The following is a 19,866-nucleotide window of genomic DNA, read 5'->3' on the forward strand; positions in this document are numbered from 1 at the left end:
GAATCTCGACATTCGGTTCATGGATGACTTTGAACGAACGCGCTTACCCGGCGCCCCTCGAGTTTCTGCGCACGCTTTAGCAAAGAAGAGAGAGTTAATCCGAATATGCCCACCCGCTCGAAGATCATCTATACCTTCACCGACGAAGCCCCAGCCCTCGCCACCTATTCCCTGCTGCCGATCATCGAGGCTTACACCGCCTCGGCCGATATCGCCGTGGAAACCCGCGATATCTCTCTTGCAGCGCGCATTCTGGCCAGCTTCCCCGAGCAACTGGGCGAAAAAGCCGTAGCCGACCACCTCGCCGAACTGGGCGACCTGGCCGTTACGCCTGAAGCCAACATCATCAAGCTGCCGAACATCAGCGCTTCGGTGCCACAGCTGCAAGCCGCAATCAAAGAGCTGCAAGCTCAGGGTTACAACCTGCCGGATTACCCGGAAACCGTGACCAGCGACGCCGACAAAGACGCCAAGGCGCGTTACGACAAGGTCAAGGGCAGCGCCGTGAACCCGGTTCTGCGCGAAGGCAACTCCGATCGTCGCGCTCCGCTGTCGGTCAAGAACTACGCACGCAAGCACCCGCACAAAATGGGCGCCTGGGCCAAAGACTCCAAGTCCCACGTCGCGCACATGAGCACCGGCGATTTCTACGGCAGCGAAAAAGCTGCCCTGATCGACGCCGCTGACGCTGTGAAGATCGAACTGATCGCCAAAGACGGCACCGCTACCGTCCTGAAAGAAAAAACCAGCGTTCAGGCTGGCGAGATCCTCGATTGCGCCGTGATGAGCAAAAACGCCCTGCGCGCATTCATCGCTGCTGAAATCGAAAGCGCCAAGGCTCAAGGCGTGCTGCTGTCGGTTCACCTGAAAGCGACCATGATGAAGGTCTCCGACCCGATCATGTTCGGCCAGATCGTTGCCGAGTTCTATAAAGACGCGCTGACCAAGCACGCTGACGTGCTGGCCCAGATCGGCTTCAACCTGAACAACGGCATCGGCGATCTGTACGCTCGCATCAAGGCCCTGCCGGCCGAGCAACAGGCACAGATCGAAGCTGACATGGCAGCGGTCTACGCCGCACGTCCGTCGTTGGCGATGGTCAACTCCGACAAAGGCATCACCAACCTGCACGTGCCGAGCGACGTTATCGTCGACGCCTCGATGCCAGCGATGATCCGTGACTCCGGCAAGATGTGGGGCACCGACGGTCAGTTGCACGACACCAAGGCTGTGATCCCGGATCGTTGCTACGCAACCATCTACCAGGCCGTGATCGAAGATTGCAAAGCCAATGGCGCATTCGATCCGACCACCATGGGCAGCGTGCCAAACGTTGGTCTGATGGCGAAGAAAGCCGAAGAGTACGGCTCGCACGACAAGACCTTCCAGATCAAGGCTGACGGCGTGGTTCGCGTGACCGACAGCAAAGGCACCCTGCTGATGGAACAGGCTGTTGAAGCCGGCGACATCTTCCGCATGTGCCAGACCAAAGACGCGCCGATCCAGGACTGGGTCAAACTGGCCGTCAACCGTGCTCGCGCCAGCAGCACTCCAGCTATTTTCTGGCTGGACCCAATGCGCGCTCACGACGGCGTAGTGATCGAGAAAGTTCAGGCTTACCTGAAGGATCACGACACTGCTGGTCTGGACATCCAGATCATGGCGCCGGTCGACGCAATGAAGTACACCCTGCAGCGCACTCGCGAAGGCAAGGACACCATCTCGGTGACCGGTAACGTACTGCGCGACTACCTGACCGACCTGTTCCCGATCATGGAACTGGGCACCAGCGCCAAGATGCTGTCGATCGTGCCGCTGATGAACGGTGGCGGCCTGTTCGAAACCGGCGCCGGCGGCTCGGCTCCGAAGCACGTGCAGCAACTGGTCGAAGAGAACTTCCTGCGCTGGGATTCGCTGGGTGAATTCCTGGCTCTGGCGGCATCCCTCGAGCATTTGGGTGTGAACTACAACAACCCGAAAGCGCTGGTTCTGTCCAAGACTCTGGATCAGGCTACTGGCCAGTTCCTCGACAACAACAAGTCGCCATCGCGCAAAGTCGGCAACATCGACAACCGCGGCAGCCACTTCTACCTGGCGATGTACTGGGCTCAGGCCCTGGCAGCCCAGACTGAAGACGCTGCACTGCAAGCGCAGTTCGCGACTCTGGCCAAGACTCTGACCGAGAACGAAGCAACCATCGTTGCCGAACTCAACGCCGTTCAGGGCAAGCCAGTGGACATCGGCGGTTACTACCACGCCAATGCCGAACTGATCAGCAAAGCCATGCGCCCAAGCGCAACCCTCAACGCGGCGATTGCTGCGCTGGTTTAAGGTTGTAAAGGGAACATCACAAACCCCGGCCTGGTGCCGGGGTTTGTGTTTTCAGGCAAAGATACACAGAAGACAGAGGAATCCCTATGGACTGGCTCCCCCACATCACCGTCGCCACCATCGTCGAAGACAACGGCCGCTTCCTGATGGTCGAAGAGCACAAGGCCGGCCGTAACGTGCTCAACCAGCCCGCCGGCCACCTGGACCCGGATGAAACCCTGATCGAAGCCGCCGTGCGCGAAACCCTCGAAGAAACCGGCTGGGACGTCGAACCAACCGGCGTGATCGGCATTTACCTGTATACCGCGCCAAGCAACGGCGTGACCTATCAACGTGTTTGCTTCTCCGCGAAGGCCATAAAACACCATCCGGACTACCCACTCGACGACGGCATCCTCGGCGCCAAGTGGCTGACTCGCGAAGAATTAATCGAGCAGCGCGACAACTGGCGCAGTGAGCTGATCATCCGCTGCATCGATGATTACCTGGCCGGCCATCACTTCGGCCTCGAACTGATCCGCCCTTCTCTTTAGCCTTGAGGCCGTGAGCCTGATAGAATCGCGTCCTTTTTCAAGACACTCATTGAATCCCTATGCGTGATCCAGCCCCTTCTGACACATCCAAGAAGCGCGTCATTGTCGGCATGTCCGGCGGCGTGGACTCTTCCGTTTCCGCTCTCCTGCTGATCGAGCAGGGCTATGAAGTGGAAGGCCTGTTCATGAAGAACTGGGAAGAAGACGACGGAACGGAATACTGCACCGCCATGGACGATCTGGCGGATGCCCAGGCCGTGTGCGACAAGATCGGCATCAAGCTGCACACCGCCAACTTTGCCGCCGAGTACTGGGACAACGTGTTCGAGCACTTCCTGGCCGAATACAAGGCCGGGCGCACGCCGAACCCGGACATACTGTGTAACCGCGAAATCAAGTTCAAGGCGTTCCTCGACTACGCCATGATGCTCGGCGCCGACCTGATCGCCACCGGCCACTACGTGCGCCGCCGCGACATCGATGGCCGCACCGAACTGCTCAAAGGCCTTGATCCGAACAAGGATCAAAGCTACTTCCTGCACGCCGTCGGCGGCGAACAGATCGCCAAGACGCTGTTCCCGGTCGGCGAACTGGAAAAACCGGATGTGCGCGCAATTGCCGAGAAATACGAGCTGGCCACCGCCAAGAAGAAGGATTCCACCGGGATCTGCTTTATCGGCGAGCGGCGTTTCAGCGACTTCCTCAAGCAATACCTGCCGGCACAACCGGGCGAGATCAAGACCACCGAAGGCGAAGTCATCGGCCGTCACCACGGCTTGATGTATCACACCATCGGTCAGCGTCAGGGCCTGGGCATCGGCGGCTTGAAGGATGCCGGCGACGAGCCGTGGTACGTGCTGCGCAAGGATCTGGACAACAATGAACTGATCGTCGGCCAGGGCAACAACCATCCATGGCTGTTCTCCAGCGCCCTGCTCGCTTCGGAAATCTATTGGGTCAACCCGATCGACCTGAGCCAGCCGCTGCGCTTGACCGCCAAGGTGCGCTATCGCCAAAGCGATCAGGCCTGCACTCTGGAAAAAACCGCGAGCGGTTACCGCGCCGTGTTCGACGAGCCGCAGCGCGCGGTCACGCCGGGCCAGTCGGTGGTGTTCTATGACGGTGAAATATGCCTCGGTGGCGGCGTGATCGAAGTCGCCGAGCCGTGGAGCGGTCAGGCATGAGCCCGACTCAGGAGCAACTGACGGCGCTGGGCGGCGTGTTTCTCGCGGCCGTACTGGTTGACCGGATCGCCAAGACTGGCCAGACCAACGAGGCCGGCCTGAGCTGCATGCTCGGCAGCCTGCTGGTGCGCGACCCGAAAGACACGCTGGACGTGTACGGCGGCGACGATATCAACCTGCGTGAAGGTTACCGGGCGCTGATCGGCGCACTTGAACGCGACCCAAGCACTTTGCAGCGCGAGCCACTGCGTTATGCCCTGTCGATGCTCGGTCTTGAGCGCCAACTGGCCAAACGTGGCGACCTGCTCGACACGATCGGCAAGCGCTTGCCGCAGATCCAGTCGCAGGTCGAGCACTTCGGCCCGGCCCACGAAAATGTGGTTGCCGCGTGCGGCGCACTTTATCAGGACACTTTGAGCACTCTGCGCCAGCGGATTCAAGTGCATGGCGACATGCGCAACCTGCAGCAGCCGAGCAACGCATCGAAAATCCGCGCCTTGCTGCTCGCCGGCATCCGTTCGGCGCGCCTGTGGCGTCAACTCGGCGGGCATCGCTGGCAGTTGGTGGTCAGCCGCCGCAAGCTGCTCAAAGAGCTGTACCCGTTGATGCGCAGCGAGTAAATCGCCGCGCAATAAAAGCTTTGTAGTCTGTAACGCGTAATACGCCGGTCAGTTGGCAACGGACCGGCGGATTTTTTCATGTATGATACGCGCCCCATTTCGTTGCCCGACTGTCCGAGAACACCCCATGCAGCTCTCTTCGCTCACTGCGGTTTCCCCTGTTGACGGCCGCTACGCCGGCAAAACCCAGGCCTTGCGCCCGATTTTCAGCGAGTACGGCCTGATCCGTGCCCGCGTTCTGGTTGAAGTGCGCTGGCTCCAGCGCCTGGCCGCCCATACCGGTATCCCGGAAGTGCCAGCCTTCTCCGCCGAGGCCAACGCCGTTCTCAATGAACTGGCTGAAAACTTCGCGCTGGAGCACGCCGAGCGCGTCAAAGAGATCGAGCGCACTACCAACCACGACGTCAAAGCGATCGAATACCTGCTCAAAGAGCAGGCGGCCAAACTGCCGGAGCTGGCCAAGGTCAGCGAGTTCATCCACTTTGCCTGCACCAGCGAAGACATCAACAACCTGTCCCACGCCCTGATGCTGCGCGAAGGCCGTGACGACGTGATGCTGCCGCTGATGCGCCAGACTGCCAACGCCATCCGCGAACTGGCCATCCGTTTCGCTGACGTGCCGATGCTGTCGCGTACCCACGGTCAACCGGCTTCGCCGACCACTCTGGGTAAAGAACTGGCGAACGTGGTTTACCGTCTCGAGCGTCAGATCGCTCAAGTCGCTGCCGTACCGCTGCTGGGCAAGATCAACGGCGCTGTCGGCAACTACAACGCTCACCTGTCGGCCTACCCGCAGATCGACTGGGAAGCCAACGCCCGCGCCTTCATCGAAGACGAGCTGGGTCTGGGCTTCAACCCGTACACCACGCAGATCGAACCGCACGACTACATCGCCGAGCTGTTTGACGCCATTGCGCGCTTCAACACCATCCTGATCGACTTCGACCGTGACATCTGGGGCTACATCTCCCTGGGTTATTTCAAGCAGCGCACCATCGCTGGCGAAATCGGTTCGTCGACCATGCCGCACAAGGTCAACCCGATCGACTTCGAAAACTCCGAAGGCAACCTGGGCATCGCCAACGCGCTGTTCCAGCACCTGGCGAGCAAACTGCCGATCTCCCGCTGGCAGCGCGACCTGACCGACTCCACCGTACTGCGCAACCTCGGTGTCGGCTTCGCCCACAGCGTGATCGCTTACGAAGCCAGCCTCAAAGGCATCAGCAAACTGGAGCTCAACGAGCAGAAGATTGCCGCTGACCTCGACGCTTGCTGGGAAGTCTTGGCTGAGCCGATCCAGACCGTGATGCGTCGCTACAACATCGAAAACCCGTACGAAAAGCTGAAAGAACTGACCCGCGGCAAGGGCATCAGCCCTGAAGCATTGCAGACTTTCATCGACGGCCTGGACATGCCAGCCGCAGCGAAAGCCGAGCTGAAACAGCTGACCCCGGCCAACTACATCGGCAACGCTGTAGCGCAAGCCAAACGCATCTGATCGACCGCTTGAACCGTTTGAGACGCCCGGCCGCGCCGGGCGTTTTTATTCCCGTCTGAAAAGTGCTTTTTTTCAATAGGTTACATATGAATTCCGATATTCCTCTTCAACTTCTGGGCGGCATCACGGCGCGCGAATTCCTGCGCGACTACTGGCAGAAAAAGCCACTGCTGATCCGCCAGGCGATTCCTGACTTCGAAAGCCCGATCGACGCCGACGAACTGGCCGGCCTGGCCCTGGAAGAAGAAGTCGAATCGCGCCTGGTCATCGAGCATGGCGAGCGCCCATGGGAACTGCGTCGCGGCCCGTTCGCTGAAGACGAATTCAGCAAGCTGCCGGAAAAAGAGTGGACTCTGCTGGTTCAGGCAGTCGATCAATTCGTACCGGAAGTCAGCGAACTGCTGGAAAACTTCCGCTTCCTGCCGAGCTGGCGCGTCGACGACGTGATGATCAGCTTCGCAGCCCCAGGTGGCAGCGTCGGCCCGCACTTCGACAACTACGACGTGTTCCTGCTGCAAGGTCACGGCAAGCGCAACTGGAAAATCGGCCAGATGTGCGACTCCGAGAGCCCGCTGCTGCAACACGCGGACCTGCGCATCCTCGCCGAATTCCACGAAACCGAAGAGTGGGTTCTGGAACCGGGTGACATGCTTTACCTGCCACCGCGTCTGGCCCACTGCGGCGTCGCCGTGGATAACTGCATGACCTACTCGGTAGGCTTCCGCGCCCCGAGCGCGTCTGAAGTGCTGACCCACTTCACCGACTTCCTCAGCCAGTTCCTGACCGACGAAGAGCGCTACACCGACGCCGACGCGCAGCCAGCGGCCGATCCGCATCAGATTCAGCACGATGCGCTGGATCGCCTGAAAAGCCTGCTCGCCGAACACATGAGCGACGAGCGTCTGCTGCTGACCTGGTTCGGCCAGTACATGACCGAGCCACGCTACCCGGAACTCGTAGCCGGCCCGGAAGAAGTCGAAGAAGAGGACTTCCTCAGTGCTCTGCAAGATGGCGCCGTGCTGATCCGCAACCCGAGCGCGCGCCTGGCCTGGTCGGAAGTCGATGACGATCTGCTGCTGTTCGCCAGCGGCCAGAGCCGTTATCTGCCGGGCAAACTGCGCGAGCTGCTGAAGCTGATCTGCGCCGCCGACGCCCTGCACACCGACAACCTTGGCGAGTGGCTGAACGACGAAGACGGTCGCGGCCTGCTGTGCGAACTGGTCAAGCAAGGCAGCCTGGGGTTCGCTGATGAATAAAATTCGCGTACGTGTCGCAGACTGGCAGAAGGACATCGCCGAGATCCGGCGCATTCGTGAAACGGTGTTCATCGCCGAACAATCGGTGCCACCCGAGCTGGAATGGGACGCCGATGACGCGACCGCTGTGCATTTCCTGGCATTTGAGGGCGACTTTCCAATCGGCACTGCGCGCCTGTTGCCCGATGGGCACATTGGCCGGGTTTCCGTGCTGAAAGACTGGCGCGGCATGAAGGTCGGTGACGCGCTGATGCAAGCGGTCATTGCTGAAGCAGAAGAGCGCGGACTGAAGCAGCAAATGCTCAGCGCTCAGGTGCAAGCCACGGCGTTCTACGAGCGCCTGGGTTTCAGCCTGGTCAGTGAGGAGTTCCTGGAAGCAGGGATTCCGCATGTCGATATGGTTCGCCATTCGGCCCAACCGCTAGCTGAATGAAACCTTGTGGCGAGGGGATTTATCCCCGATGGGGCGCGAAGCGGCCCTAAAATTTTGGGTCTGCTGCGCAGCCCATCGGGGATAAATCCCCTCGCCACAAGAGCAATATGCAAACTTCAGCAAACGCCCCGACATCGAACGATGCCGGGGCGTTTTGCTGTCTTGGATTCAACTTGCCCCACCCGGGGCCGACAAACTGGCAATATCAAGCCTTTCGAAAGCGGAGATAACGGACATGTCCCTACGCACCCTGCTCACCACCCTGCTGCTCGGCTGCAGTTTTTCGGTGATGGCAGCCACAGAAATCGTCCCCCTCAAGTACCGTACGAGCACCGACATGCTGCAGATGGCGCAGGATTTCCTCGGCAAGGACGGCCAGGTCAGCGCCTATGGCAACCAACTGATCGTCAAGGCGGAGCCGGACAAGATTCAGGAACTCAAGGCGTTGCTGACCCAACTCGACACCTCGCCGAAACGCCTGCTGATTACCGTCGACACCAACGAAAACAATGGCCGTGGCGACGAAGGTTATTCAGTCAACGGTGCGCAGACCCGCATCATCAGCCGCAGCACCGCCAGCCGTGACGGCGGCATTCAGCAAGTACAGGCCAGCGAAGGCGCTCCGGCGCTGATCCAGGTCGGCCAGAGCGTGCCGATCACCAACAGCCAGACAAACTCCTACGGCGATTACAGCAGCCAGACCCAGTACCGCAACGTCACTCAGGGTTTTTACGTCACCGCGAGCGTCACCGGCGACATCGTTCATCTGGCAATCAGTACCAACCGTGACCGCATGAGCCAGGAACGTCCCGATGTAGTGAACGTGCAAAGTACCGACACAACCGTCAGCGGGCGCCTCGGCGAGTGGATCACTCTGGCCGGCGTCAATCGCCAGACTCAGGCTGACAAACAGGGTCTGGCCCGTAGCTACTCGACTCAAGGCCGGGATGACATGACCCTGCGGGTGAAAGTCGACAGCCTGGACTAAAGCACCGAAAACTGACTGATTAGTCGTATTAGACGACAGATGTAGTGCTTTAAAAAAAGCACTACAAAACGTTTGACGAGCCAAAAAAGCGAAGGCATGATGGCCTCGCTCCCGCTAATCAGAGGCCCTGGCAAGGGCCTTCGAAACGCTGTTCGCATCTACCCCGCGAACCGTTTCGTGTCTGTACCGCCCACAAGGTGTGTTTGACGAGGTTGCCGACTGGAACGAAGTTGTCCCGAGGGACGGAAGCGTAATTAGGTAACCCGGCATCACACTGTAGTTCGTATAAAGGCCCACGACGCCCGAATGCGCCCGCCAGTTTCGCCTTTACCTGCTCACTTCCTCTCGAGCTCATCGTTCATCCCGTCGCCTACCCCGCCGAATCCGACTTGACCACCTAAGCTTCTGGTCAGCGAGCGCAGGAATTTTCCACCGCAGAACAACTTTTCATAAAAGACGCGACGAGGTTTATCTCCATGGCACTGACACGCGAACAGCAAATTGCAGCCCTTGAAAAAGACTGGGCTGAAAACCCGCGCTGGAAAGGCGTGACTCGCACTTATTCCGCTGCTGACGTCGTCCGTCTGCGTGGCTCGGTTCAACCTGAGCACACCTTTGCGAAAATGGGCGCCGAGAAGCTGTGGAACCTGGTAACCCAGGGTGCCAAGCCGTCCTTCCGTCCAGAGAAAGATTTCGTCAACTGCATGGGCGCCCTGACCGGCGGCCAGGCTGTTCAGCAAGTCAAAGCCGGTATCCAGGCAATCTACCTGTCGGGCTGGCAGGTAGCTGCGGACAACAACTCCGCCGAATCGATGTACCCGGACCAGTCGCTGTACCCGGTGGACTCGGTGCCAACCGTGGTCAAGCGCATCAACAACTCGTTCCGTCGCGCTGACCAGATCCAGTGGAAAGCCGGCAAGAACCCGGGCGACGATGGCTACATCGACTACTTCGCGCCGATCGTGGCTGACGCTGAAGCCGGTTTCGGCGGCGTACTGAACGCTTACGAACTGATGAAGAGCATGATCGAAGCAGGCGCCGCCGGCGTTCACTTCGAAGACCAACTGGCTTCCGTGAAGAAATGCGGCCACATGGGCGGCAAGGTTTTGGTGCCAACCCAGGAAGCCGTACAGAAGCTGACCGCAGCGCGTCTGGCAGCTGACGTTGCCGGCACGCCGACCATCATTCTGGCGCGTACCGACGCTAACGCCGCTGACCTGCTGACTTCCGACTGTGACCCGTACGACCAGCCGTTCGTGACTGGCGAACGCACCCAGGAAGGTTTCTACAAGGTACGTGCAGGTCTGGATCAAGCGATCGCCCGTGGTCTGGCTTACGCCCCTTACGCCGACCTGATCTGGTGCGAAACCGCCAAGCCGGATCTGGACGAGGCTCGTCGCTTCGCTGAAGCGATCAAAAAGGAATACCCGGACCAACTGCTGTCGTACAACTGCTCGCCTTCCTTCAACTGGAAGAAAAACCTGGACGACGCGACCATCGCCAAGTTCCAGCGCGAACTGTCCGCCATGGGCTACAAGCACCAGTTCATCACCCTGGCCGGCATTCACAACATGTGGCACAGCATGTTTAACCTGGCGCACGACTACGCCCGTAACGACATGACTGCCTACGTGAAGCTGCAAGAGCAGGAATTCGCTGACGCCTCCAAGGGTTACACCTTCGTGGCTCACCAGCAGGAAGTGGGCACCGGCTACTTCGATGACATGACCACCGTGATTCAGGGTGGCTCGTCCTCGGTAACCGCACTGACCGGTTCGACCGAAGAAGAACAGTTCCACTGATCTGCTTCACCTGAGCAAACGGCCTCTGCGGATCGAATAGAAAGCTAACCGCAGAGCCGAAAGACTGACGCCCCGACTGGTTCGGGGCGTTTTTTTGCCTGTGATGTTCCTCACCACACAAATCCCAAAGGTTCTGTGTCAGACCTTTCTGAAAAAACATTGATCCATAGCGGTATAGGCGTCAGAAAAATCAGTTAAAACAGGCGCCACCGCTACTTGCAGTAACGGGCATATAAGACAACTTCCCAACTACTGCACCGCTAAACAGTTACAAAATCACCTCAAACGATATTAATTATCATTTAGCCGCAACTATGCTCGTTACATTTCCCACAAAACATAATTCGCAGAAAACCGGCTAATGCCCGCTATGCTTGGGCTACGGGGCATCGGAGGCGCGCTATGTCCTTATTCCAATAAATAATTTCGCTATAGGAATTTTACTTGCAGGGTGTTTAGCCATAAAATCAGCGCGATTGATTGCTGCGACATATCGTCACTGCCTATTTCTTTATCAAGCTCAGAGACCTTTGCTCTCTGTTAAGGATTACCAGCATGCCCGAAGCGACAGGACTCATGGCCCACAACTGGGGCTTTGCCATTTTCCTGCTGGGTGTCGTCGGCCTGTGTGCCTTCATGCTTGGCGTCTCCAGCCTCCTCGGGTCAAAAGCCTGGGGCCGCAGCAAAAACGAACCGTTCGAGTCGGGCATGCTACCTACCGGTGGCGCCCGCTTGCGGCTCTCAGCCAAATTCTATCTGGTCGCGATGCTGTTCGTGATCTTCGATATCGAAGCCCTCTTTCTCTTTGCATGGTCTGTGTCTGTCCGCGAAAGCGGCTGGACCGGATTCGTCGAAGCTCTCGTTTTCATAGCAATTCTGTTGGCAGGTCTTGTCTACCTGTTCCGAGTGGGCGCCCTTGACTGGGCTCCGGAAGCTCGTCGCAAGCGGCAGGCGAAGCTGAAACAATGAGGCTTTGGCAATGCAATACAATCTCACCAGGATCGACCCCGATGCTCCTAACGAGCAGTATCCGATTGGCGAACGGGAAACCGTTTCCGATCCGTTAGAAGATCAAGTTCACAAAAACATTTTCATGGGCAAGCTGGAAGACGTGCTGAGTGGCGCGGTCAACTGGGGACGTAAGAACTCCCTGTGGCCGTACAACTTCGGCTTGTCGTGCTGCTACGTGGAAATGACCACTGCCTTCACGGCGCCCCACGACATCGCGCGCTTTGGCGCCGAAGTTATCCGGGCATCACCGCGTCAGGCCGACTTCATGGTTATCGCCGGTACCTGCTTCATCAAGATGGCGCCGATCATTCAGCGTCTCTACGAGCAAATGCTCGAACCGAAGTGGGTTATCTCCATGGGTTCGTGCGCCAACTCCGGTGGCATGTACGACATCTACTCCGTTGTTCAAGGGGTGGACAAGTTCCTGCCGGTGGACGTCTACGTACCTGGCTGCCCGCCCCGTCCGGAAGCATTTCTGCAAGGCTTGATGCTGTTGCAGGAATCGATTGGACAGGAGCGTCGTCCGCTTTCCTGGGTCGTTGGTGATCAAGGCGTTTATCGCGCCGACATGCCTTCGCAAAAGGAACAGCGCCGCGAACAGCGAATCGCAGTCACCAACCTGCGCAGCCCTGACGAAGTCTGATCCAGATCTGTTCTTACAAAGAAACGAGAAGCTGGCTTCATTCTTTACGTTGACCGAAAGCGAAAAAATAACCATGACTACAGGCAGTGCTCTGTACATCCCGCCTTATAAGGCCGACGACCAGGATGTGGTCGTCGAACTCAACAACCGTTTTGGCGCCGAAGCGTTCACCGCTCAGTCGACCCGCACCGGCATGCCGGTGCTGTGGGTGGCTCGCGCCAGACTCGTCGAAGTCCTGACTTTCCTGCGCAACCTGCCCAAGCCGTACGTCATGCTCTATGACCTGCACGGCGTGGACGAGCGTCTGCGCACCAAGCGTCAAGGGCTGCCGTCGGACGCCGAATTCACCGTGTTCTATCACCTCATGTCGCTTGAGCGTAATAGTGACGTGATGATCAAAGTCGCCTTGTCCGAAAGCGACCTGAGCTTGCCGACCGTTACCAGCATCTGGCCGAACGCCAACTGGTACGAGCGTGAAGTCTGGGACATGTTCGGCATCGACTTCAAAGGCCACCCGCACCTGTCGCGCATCATGATGCCGCCGACCTGGGAAGGTCACCCGCTGCGCAAGGACTTCCCGGCGCGCGCCACCGAATTCGATCCGTACAGTCTCAACCTCGCCAAGCAACAGCTTGAGGAAGAAGCCGCGCGCTTCCGTCCTGAAGACTGGGGCATGAAGCGTTCCGGCACCCATGAGGACTACATGTTCCTCAACCTGGGCCCGAACCACCCTTCGGCGCACGGTGCGTTCCGCATCATTCTGCAACTGGACGGTGAAGAGATCGTCGACTGCGTGCCAGACATCGGTTACCACCACCGTGGTGCCGAGAAGATGGCCGAGCGTCAGTCCTGGCACAGCTTCATTCCGTACACCGACCGTATCGACTACCTCGGCGGCGTGATGAACAACCTGCCGTACGTGCTCTCGGTCGAGAAGCTCGCCGGCATCAAGGTGCCCGAGAAGGTCGACGTCATCCGCATCATGATGGCCGAGTTCTTCCGGATCACCAGCCACCTGCTGTTCCTGGGTACCTACATCCAGGACGTCGGCGCCATGACCCCGGTGTTCTTCACCTTTACCGACCGCCAGAAGGCGTACACGGTGATTGAAGCCATTACCGGTTTCCGTCTGCACCCGGCCTGGTACCGCATCGGTGGCGTCGCGCACGACCTGCCACGCGGCTGGGAAAAACTGGTGAAAGATTTCGTTGAGTGGCTGCCAAAACGCCTCGACGAATACACCAAGGCTGCCCTGCAAAACAGCATCCTCAAGGGTCGTACCATCGGCGTCGCTGCCTACAACACCAAAGAGGCCCTGGAATGGGGCGTCACCGGTGCCGGCCTGCGTTCGACCGGTTGCGACTTCGACCTGCGTAAAGCGCGTCCGTACTCCGGCTACGAGAACTTCGAGTTCGAAGTGCCGCTGGCCGCCAACGGCGATGCCTACGACCGCTGCATGGTTCGCGTCGAAGAGATGCGCCAGAGCATCAAGATCATCGACCAGTGCATGCGCAACATGCCGGAAGGCCCGTACAAGGCGGATCACCCGCTGACCACGCCGCCGCCGAAAGAGCGCACGCTGCAGCACATCGAAACCTTGATCACGCACTTCCTGCAAGTTTCGTGGGGCCCGGTCATGCCGGCCAACGAATCCTTCCAGATGATCGAAGCGACCAAGGGCATCAACAGTTATTACCTGACGAGCGACGGCGGCACCATGAGCTACCGTACCCGGATCCGTACTCCAAGCTTCCCGCATCTGCAACAGATCCCTTCGGTGATCAAAGGCAGCATGGTCGCGGACTTGATTGCGTACCTGGGTAGTATCGACTTCGTTATGGCCGACGTGGACCGCTAAGCATGAACAGCACGCTTATCCAGACAGACCGTTTCACCCTGAGTGAAACCGAGCGCTCGGCCATCGAGCACGAGCTGCATCACTACGAAGACCCGCGCGCGGCGTCGATCGAAGCCCTGAAGATCGTTCAGAAAGAACGCGGCTGGGTGCCGGATGGCGCCTTGTACGCAATCGGCGAGATCCTCGGCATCCCGGCCAGCGACGTTGAAGGTGTGGCGACGTTCTATAGCCAGATCTTCCGTCAGCCGGTCGGCCGTCACATCATTCGCGTCTGCGACAGCATGGTCTGCTACATCGGCGGCCACGAGTCGGTGGTCAGCGAAATCCAGAACAATCTGGGCATCGGCCTGGGTCAGACCACCACCGACGGTCGTTTCACCCTGCTGCCTGTCTGCTGCCTCGGCAACTGCGACAAGGCACCCGCGCTGATGATCGACGACGACACCTTTGGTGATGTGCAGCCTGCTGGCGTTGCCAAACTGCTCGAGGGCTACGTATGACCCTGACATCTTTCGGCCCGGCCAACCGCATCAAGCGTTCGGCCGAGACACACCCGCTGACCTGGCGCCTGCGTGACGACGGTGAAGCCGTGTGGCTCGACGAATACCAGGCCAAGAACGGTTACGCCGCAGCGCGCAAAGCCTTCGCCGACATGGCCCAGGACGACATCGTCCAGACCGTGAAAGACGCAGGCCTCAAAGGTCGCGGCGGTGCAGGTTTCCCCACGGGTGTGAAGTGGGGCCTGATGCCCAAAGACGAATCCATCAACATCCGCTACCTGCTGTGCAACGCGGATGAAATGGAGCCGAACACCTGGAAAGACCGCATGCTGATGGAGCAACTGCCCCATCTGCTGATCGAAGGCATGCTGATCAGTGCTCGCGCGCTGAAAACCTACCGTGGCTACATCTTCCTGCGTGGCGAATACACCACCGCCGCCAAGCACCTCAACCGTGCCGTGGAAGAAGCCAAGGCTGCTGGCCTTTTGGGCAAGAACATCCTGGGTTCGGGTTTTGATTTCGAGCTGTTCGTCCACACCGGCGCCGGGCGTTATATCTGCGGTGAAGAAACCGCACTGATCAACTCCCTCGAAGGCCGCCGCGCCAACCCGCGTTCCAAGCCGCCCTTCCCTGCCGCCGTTGGCGTGTGGGGCAAGCCGACCTGCGTGAACAACGTTGAAACCCTGTGCAACGTGCCGGCGATCATTGCCGACGGCGTTGACTGGTACAAATCGTTGGCCCGCGAAGGCAGCGAAGACATGGGCACCAAGCTCATGGGCTTCTCCGGCAAGGTCAAGAATCCGGGCCTGTGGGAACTGCCATTCGGCGTCACCGGTCGCGAGTTGTTCGAAGACTACGCCGGCGGCATGCGCGACGGTTACAAGCTCAAGGCCTGGCAGCCAGGTGGCGCCGGTACCGGTTTCCTCTTGCCAGAACACCTCGACGCACAAATGTACGCCGGCGGCATCGCCAAAGTGGGCACCCGTATGGGTACCGGCCTGGCAATGGCGGTGGACGACAGCGTCAACATGGTCTCGCTGCTGCGCAACATGGAACAGTTCTTCGCCCGTGAGTCGTGCGGTTTCTGCACACCGTGCCGTGATGGTTTGCCATGGAGCGTCAAGCTGCTGATGGCCATCGAGAATGGCGAAGGCCAACCGGGCGACATCGAGACCCTGCTGGGTCTGGTCGGCTTCCTCGGCCCAGGCAAAACCTTCTGTGCTCACGCACCGGGTGCCGTGGAGCCGTTGGGCAGTGCCATCAAATACTTCCGTCCAGAGTTCGAAGCCGGTATCGCGCCTGTCAGCGCCGCCGTCCCGCCTCTGGCAAGGCCGATCGTAATCGGCGCGTAAACGCTTAATAAGGTGAAGGGCCCGTGCCCTTCGCCTCCTGCGATGACGCCTTTCGAGGCTGGTTTGATTCGCACGGATAACAAGATTCCATTAGCCACGCCCGCTGACACCGGGCCAACGAAGACCTTTGAACCATGGCCACTATCCACGTAGACGGCAAAGCGCTCGAAGTCGACGGGGCAGACAACCTGTTACAGGCATGTCTGTCGCTGGGCCTCGACATTCCATATTTCTGCTGGCACCCCGCGCTTGGTAGCGTCGGGGCTTGCCGCCAGTGCGCGGTCAAGCAGTACACCGACGAGAACGACACCCGTGGTCGCATCGTCATGTCCTGCATGACCCCAGCCACCGACAACACCTGGATCTCCATCGAAGATGAAGAATCCAAGGCGTTCCGCGCCAGTGTTGTCGAATGGTTGATGACCAACCACCCGCACGACTGCCCTGTGTGCGAAGAAGGCGGTCATTGCCACCTGCAAGACATGACAGTGATGACCGGCCACAACGAGCGCCGTTATCGCTTCACCAAACGTACCCACCAGAACCAGCAACTGGGCCCGTTCATTTCCCACGAAATGAACCGCTGCATCGCTTGCTACCGCTGCGTGCGTTTCTACAAGGACTACGCTGGCGGCACCGACCTCGGTGTATTCGGCGCCCACGACAACGTGTACTTCGGTCGCGTTGAAGACGGCACCCTCGAAAGCGAGTTCTCCGGCAACCTCACCGAGGTCTGCCCGACCGGTGTGTTCACCGACAAGACTCACTCCGAGCGCTACAACCGTAAGTGGGACATGCAGTTCTCGCCGAGCATCTGCCATGGCTGCTCCAGCGGTTGCAACATTTCCCCGGGTGAGCGTTACGGTGAACTGCGTCGCATCGAAAACCGTTTCAACGGTTCGGTGAACCAGTACTTCCTGTGCGACCGTGGCCGTTTCGGTTATGGCTACGTCAACCGCACCGACCGTCCGCGTCAGCCACTGCTGGCCGACGGCACCAAGCTTGGACTGGATGCTGCGCTGGACAAGGCTGCCGATCTGCTGCGCGGTCGCAACATCGTCGGTATCGGTTCGCCGCGTGCCAGCCTGGAAAGCAACTACGCGTTGCGTGAACTGGTTGGCGCCGAGCACTTCTACTCCGGTATCGAAGCGTCCGAACTGGAACGCATCCGTCTGGTCCTGCAAGTGCTCAAAGACAGCCCGCTGCCAGTGCCAAACATGCGCGACATCGAAGACCACGACGCCGTGTTCGTCCTCGGTGAAGACCTGACCCAGACCGCCGCCCGTATGGCGCTGTCCTTGCGTCAGTCGGTCAAAGGCAAAGCCGAAGAAATGGCCGACGCCATGCGCGTTCAGCCATGGCTCGACGCTGCGGTGAAAAACATCGGTCAGCACGCGCTGAACCCGCTGTTCATCGCCAGCCTCGCTGAAACCAAGCTCGACGATATCGCCGAAGAATGCGTTCACGCAGCTCCCGATGATCTGGCGCGCATCGGTTTCGCCGTGGCTCACGCTCTGGACGCCAGCGCACCGGCCGTTGAAGGTCTGGACGCTGAAGCACTGGAACTGGCCAAGCGCATCGCCGACGCCCTGCTCGCGGCCAAACGTCCGCTGATCATCGCCGGCACTTCGCTGGGTTCGAAAGCGCTGATCGAAGCGGCGGCGAACATCGCCAAGGCTCTGAAGCTGCGCGAGAAAAACGGTTCGATCAGCCTGATCGTGCCGGAAGCCAACAGCCTCGGTCTGGCCATGCTCGGTGGCGAATCGGTGGATGCTGCGCTGCAAGCCGTCATCGATGGCAAAGCCGACGCCATCGTCGTGCTGGAAAACGATCTGTACACCCGCACCGCCAAAGAGAAAGTCGATGCTGCGCTGAACGCCGCGAAAGTGGTGATCGTTGCTGACCATCAGAAGACTGCTACCAGCGACCGCGCGCATCTGGTACTGCCAGCCGCCAGCTTCGCTGAAGGCGACGGTACGCTGGTCAGCCAGGAAGGTCGCGCCCAGCGTTTCTTCCAGGTTTTCGATCCGCAATACCTGGACGCGAGCATTCTGGTTCACGAAGGCTGGCGCTGGCTGCACGCCCTGCGCGCCACCCTGTTGAACCAGCCGATCGACTGGACGCAACTCGACCACGTCACCGCTGCCGTTGCTTCGAGCACCGAGCAACTGGCGCGTATCGTCGACGCTGCACCGTCTGCTGCGTTCCGTATCAAGGGTCTGAAACTGGCGCGTGAGCCGCTGCGTTATTCCGGTCGCACCGCGATGCGCGCCGACATCAGCGTTCACGAACCACGCACCCCGCAAGACAAAGACACCGCGTTTGCCTTCTCCATGGAAGGTTACTCGGGCTCCGCCGAACCGCGTCAGCAGGTGCCATTCGCCTGGTCGCCGGGCTGGAACTCGCCGCAGGCCTGGAACAAGTTCCAGGACGAAGTCGGTGGTCACATCCGCGCTGGCGACCCGGGCACCCGCCTGATCGAAAGCACCGGTGATTCGCTGAACTGGTTCGCTGCCGCTCCGCGCGCATTCAACCCGGCGCCGGGCACCTGGCAAGCTGTGCCGTTCTACCACCTGTTCGGTAGCGACGAGAACTCTTCGAAAGCCGCTCCTGTGCAGGAACGCATTCCAGCGGCCTACGTTGCACTGGCCAAGTCTGAAGCGGATCGCCTTGGGGTCAACGACGGTGCACTGCTGAGCCTGAACGTGGCCGGCCAGACCCTGCGTCTGCCATTGCGTATCAATGAAGAACTGGGCGCAGGTCTGGTGGCATTGCCTGCGGGCATCGCCGGCATTCCACCGGCATTCGCCGGCGTATCCGTCGACGGTCTGCAGGAGGCAGCGCAATGACCTGGTTCACCCCTGAAGTGATCGATGTGATCCTGACGGTCATCAAAGCGATCGTGATTCTGTTGGCCGTAGTGGTCGCAGGCGCGTTGCTCAGCTTTGTCGAACGTCGCCTGCTGGGCTGGTGGCAGGACCGTTATGGTCCGAACCGCGTTGGCCCGTTTGGTATGTTCCAGATCGCCGCCGACATGCTGAAGATGTTCTTCAAGGAAGACTGGACCCCGCCGTTTGCTGACAAGGTGATCTTCACCCTGGCACCGGTTGTGGCCATGTCCGCCTTGCTGATTGCGTTCGCAATCATCCCGATCACCCCGACCTGGGGTGTGGCGGATCTGAACATCGGCCTGCTGTTCTTCTTCGCCATGGCCGGTCTGTCGGTCTACGCGGTGCTGTTCGCCGGCTGGTCGAGTAACAACAAGTTCGCCCTGCTGGGTGCCTTGCGTGCCTCGGCGCAGACCGTGTCCTACGAAGTGTTCATGGGCCTGGCCCTGATGGGCATCGTGGTGCAGGTCGGTTCGTTCAACATGCGCGACATCGTCGAGTACCAGGCGCAGAACCTGTGGTTCATCATTCCGCAGTTCTTCGGCTTCTGTACCTTCTTCATTGCTGGCGTCGCCGTGACTCACCGTCACCCGTTCGACCAGCCGGAAGCGGAACAGGAACTGGCTGACGGTTACCACATTGAATACGCCGGTATGAAATGGGGCATGTTCTTCGTCGGTGAATACATCGGCATCATCTTGATTTCGGCGCTGCTGGTCACCCTGTTCTTCGGTGGCTGGCACGGTCCGTTCGGCATCCTGCCGCAACTGTCGTTCCTGTGGTTCGCACTGAAGACCGCGTTCTTCATCATGCTGTTCATTCTGCTGCGCGCTTCCATCCCGCGTCCGCGTTATGACCAGGTGATGGACTTCAGCTGGAAATTCTGCCTGCCACTGACCCTGATCAATTTGCTGGTGACCGCTGCGGTTGTGTTGTGGAACACGCCCGCGGTTGCGGTTCAGTGAGGAT

Annotated in this window: 16 protein-coding genes; all 16 read left to right on the plus strand. The window is 59.5% G+C overall.

Going from position 1 to position 19,866, the window contains the following annotated elements; all coding sequences use genetic code 11:
* Positions 1-105 precede the first annotated feature (105 nt).
* The 16 genes from ACA043_RS18185 to nuoH all read left to right on the plus strand — a co-directional run bounded on the left by ACA043_RS18185 (position 106) and on the right by nuoH (position 19,862).
* Positions 106-2,331 (plus strand): NADP-dependent isocitrate dehydrogenase, encoded by a 2,226-nt coding sequence (locus ACA043_RS18185; RefSeq protein ID WP_497657607.1) that lies wholly within the window; start codon positions 106-108, stop codon positions 2,329-2,331.
* Positions 2,332-2,417: 86 nt separating this feature from the next.
* Positions 2,418-2,864, plus strand: a complete 447-nt coding sequence (locus tag ACA043_RS18190) for an NUDIX hydrolase (RefSeq protein WP_497657608.1) — start codon at positions 2,418-2,420, stop codon at positions 2,862-2,864.
* 59 nt (positions 2,865-2,923) lie between these two features.
* A complete protein-coding gene (gene mnmA, locus ACA043_RS18195) occupies positions 2,924-4,048 on the plus strand; it encodes a tRNA 2-thiouridine(34) synthase MnmA (RefSeq protein ID WP_497657609.1) in 1,125 nt (374 codons plus the stop codon).
* A complete protein-coding gene (hflD, locus tag ACA043_RS18200; RefSeq protein WP_187678472.1) occupies positions 4,045-4,668 on the plus strand; it encodes a high frequency lysogenization protein HflD in 624 nt (207 codons plus the stop codon). Before mnmA ends, hflD begins: the two co-directional genes overlap by 4 nt.
* A 127-nt stretch (positions 4,669-4,795) precedes the next feature.
* On the plus strand, positions 4,796-6,166 hold the full coding sequence (purB, locus tag ACA043_RS18205; RefSeq protein WP_187678473.1) for an adenylosuccinate lyase: 1,371 nt from the start codon (positions 4,796-4,798) through the stop codon (positions 6,164-6,166).
* Positions 6,167-6,252: 86 nt separating this feature from the next.
* A complete protein-coding gene (locus ACA043_RS18210) occupies positions 6,253-7,422 on the plus strand; it encodes a ribosomal protein uL16 3-hydroxylase (protein ID WP_187678474.1) in 1,170 nt (389 codons plus the stop codon).
* Complete coding sequence (locus tag ACA043_RS18215) at positions 7,415-7,855, plus strand: GNAT family N-acetyltransferase (RefSeq protein WP_401272194.1); 441 nt, start codon at positions 7,415-7,417, stop codon at positions 7,853-7,855. Before ACA043_RS18210 ends, ACA043_RS18215 begins: the two co-directional genes overlap by 8 nt.
* 235 nt (positions 7,856-8,090) lie before the next feature.
* Complete coding sequence (locus ACA043_RS18220) at positions 8,091-8,843, plus strand: secretin N-terminal domain-containing protein (protein WP_497657610.1); 753 nt, start codon at positions 8,091-8,093, stop codon at positions 8,841-8,843.
* Positions 8,844-9,319: 476 nt separating this feature from the next.
* A complete protein-coding gene (gene aceA / locus ACA043_RS18225) occupies positions 9,320-10,645 on the plus strand; it encodes an isocitrate lyase (RefSeq protein ID WP_187678476.1) in 1,326 nt (441 codons plus the stop codon).
* A 555-nt stretch (positions 10,646-11,200) separates the two neighbouring features.
* Positions 11,201-11,614: an NADH-quinone oxidoreductase subunit A gene (locus ACA043_RS18230; RefSeq protein WP_003223812.1), complete on the plus strand. Its 414-nt coding sequence runs from the start codon at positions 11,201-11,203 to the stop codon at positions 11,612-11,614.
* A 10-nt stretch (positions 11,615-11,624) separates the two neighbouring features.
* Complete coding sequence (locus tag ACA043_RS18235) at positions 11,625-12,299, plus strand: NuoB/complex I 20 kDa subunit family protein (RefSeq protein WP_003223809.1); 675 nt, start codon at positions 11,625-11,627, stop codon at positions 12,297-12,299.
* Between the two features lie 73 nt (positions 12,300-12,372).
* Positions 12,373-14,157, plus strand: a complete 1,785-nt coding sequence (gene nuoC, locus ACA043_RS18240; RefSeq protein WP_497657611.1) for an NADH-quinone oxidoreductase subunit C/D — start codon at positions 12,373-12,375, stop codon at positions 14,155-14,157.
* 2 nt (positions 14,158-14,159) lie between these two features.
* The gene (gene nuoE, locus ACA043_RS18245) at positions 14,160-14,657 is read left to right on the plus strand and encodes an NADH-quinone oxidoreductase subunit NuoE (RefSeq protein WP_007920186.1); all 498 of its coding nucleotides are present in this window, start codon (positions 14,160-14,162) and stop codon (positions 14,655-14,657) included.
* Positions 14,654-16,009: an NADH-quinone oxidoreductase subunit NuoF gene (gene nuoF / locus ACA043_RS18250; RefSeq protein WP_100845732.1), complete on the plus strand. Its 1,356-nt coding sequence runs from the start codon at positions 14,654-14,656 to the stop codon at positions 16,007-16,009. Before nuoE ends, nuoF begins: the two co-directional genes overlap by 4 nt.
* Before the next feature lie 134 nt (positions 16,010-16,143).
* The gene (nuoG, locus tag ACA043_RS18255; RefSeq protein WP_497657612.1) at positions 16,144-18,858 is read left to right on the plus strand and encodes an NADH-quinone oxidoreductase subunit NuoG; all 2,715 of its coding nucleotides are present in this window, start codon (positions 16,144-16,146) and stop codon (positions 18,856-18,858) included.
* Positions 18,855-19,862 (plus strand): NADH-quinone oxidoreductase subunit NuoH, encoded by a 1,008-nt coding sequence (gene nuoH, locus ACA043_RS18260; RefSeq protein ID WP_008082852.1) that lies wholly within the window; start codon positions 18,855-18,857, stop codon positions 19,860-19,862. The genes nuoG and nuoH overlap by 4 nt, the downstream gene beginning before the upstream one ends.
* Positions 19,863-19,866: the final 4 nt, after the last annotated feature.

The organism is Pseudomonas sp. LBUM1648 (assembly GCF_059716145.1).

Excerpts from the sequence above, each read along its gene's own strand:
- ACA043_RS18185 (WP_497657607.1), top strand. The coding sequence starts at position 106 with ATGCCCACCCGCTCGAAGATCATCTATACCTTCACCGACGAAGCCCCA.
- ACA043_RS18190 (WP_497657608.1), top strand. The coding sequence starts at position 2,418 with ATGGACTGGCTCCCCCACATCACCGTCGCCACCATCGTCGAAGACAAC.
- mnmA (WP_497657609.1), top strand. The coding sequence starts at position 2,924 with ATGCGTGATCCAGCCCCTTCTGACACATCCAAGAAGCGCGTCATTGTC.
- hflD (WP_187678472.1), top strand. The coding sequence starts at position 4,045 with ATGAGCCCGACTCAGGAGCAACTGACGGCGCTGGGCGGCGTGTTTCTC.
- purB (WP_187678473.1), top strand. The coding sequence starts at position 4,796 with ATGCAGCTCTCTTCGCTCACTGCGGTTTCCCCTGTTGACGGCCGCTAC.
- ACA043_RS18210 (WP_187678474.1), top strand. The coding sequence starts at position 6,253 with ATGAATTCCGATATTCCTCTTCAACTTCTGGGCGGCATCACGGCGCGC.
- ACA043_RS18215 (WP_401272194.1), top strand. The coding sequence starts at position 7,415 with ATGAATAAAATTCGCGTACGTGTCGCAGACTGGCAGAAGGACATCGCC.
- ACA043_RS18220 (WP_497657610.1), top strand. The coding sequence starts at position 8,091 with ATGTCCCTACGCACCCTGCTCACCACCCTGCTGCTCGGCTGCAGTTTT.
- aceA (WP_187678476.1), top strand. The coding sequence starts at position 9,320 with ATGGCACTGACACGCGAACAGCAAATTGCAGCCCTTGAAAAAGACTGG.
- ACA043_RS18230 (WP_003223812.1), top strand. The coding sequence starts at position 11,201 with ATGCCCGAAGCGACAGGACTCATGGCCCACAACTGGGGCTTTGCCATT.
- ACA043_RS18235 (WP_003223809.1), top strand. The coding sequence starts at position 11,625 with ATGCAATACAATCTCACCAGGATCGACCCCGATGCTCCTAACGAGCAG.
- nuoC (WP_497657611.1), top strand. The coding sequence starts at position 12,373 with ATGACTACAGGCAGTGCTCTGTACATCCCGCCTTATAAGGCCGACGAC.
- nuoE (WP_007920186.1), top strand. The coding sequence starts at position 14,160 with ATGAACAGCACGCTTATCCAGACAGACCGTTTCACCCTGAGTGAAACC.
- nuoF (WP_100845732.1), top strand. The coding sequence starts at position 14,654 with ATGACCCTGACATCTTTCGGCCCGGCCAACCGCATCAAGCGTTCGGCC.
- nuoG (WP_497657612.1), top strand. The coding sequence starts at position 16,144 with ATGGCCACTATCCACGTAGACGGCAAAGCGCTCGAAGTCGACGGGGCA.
- nuoH (WP_008082852.1), top strand. The coding sequence starts at position 18,855 with ATGACCTGGTTCACCCCTGAAGTGATCGATGTGATCCTGACGGTCATC.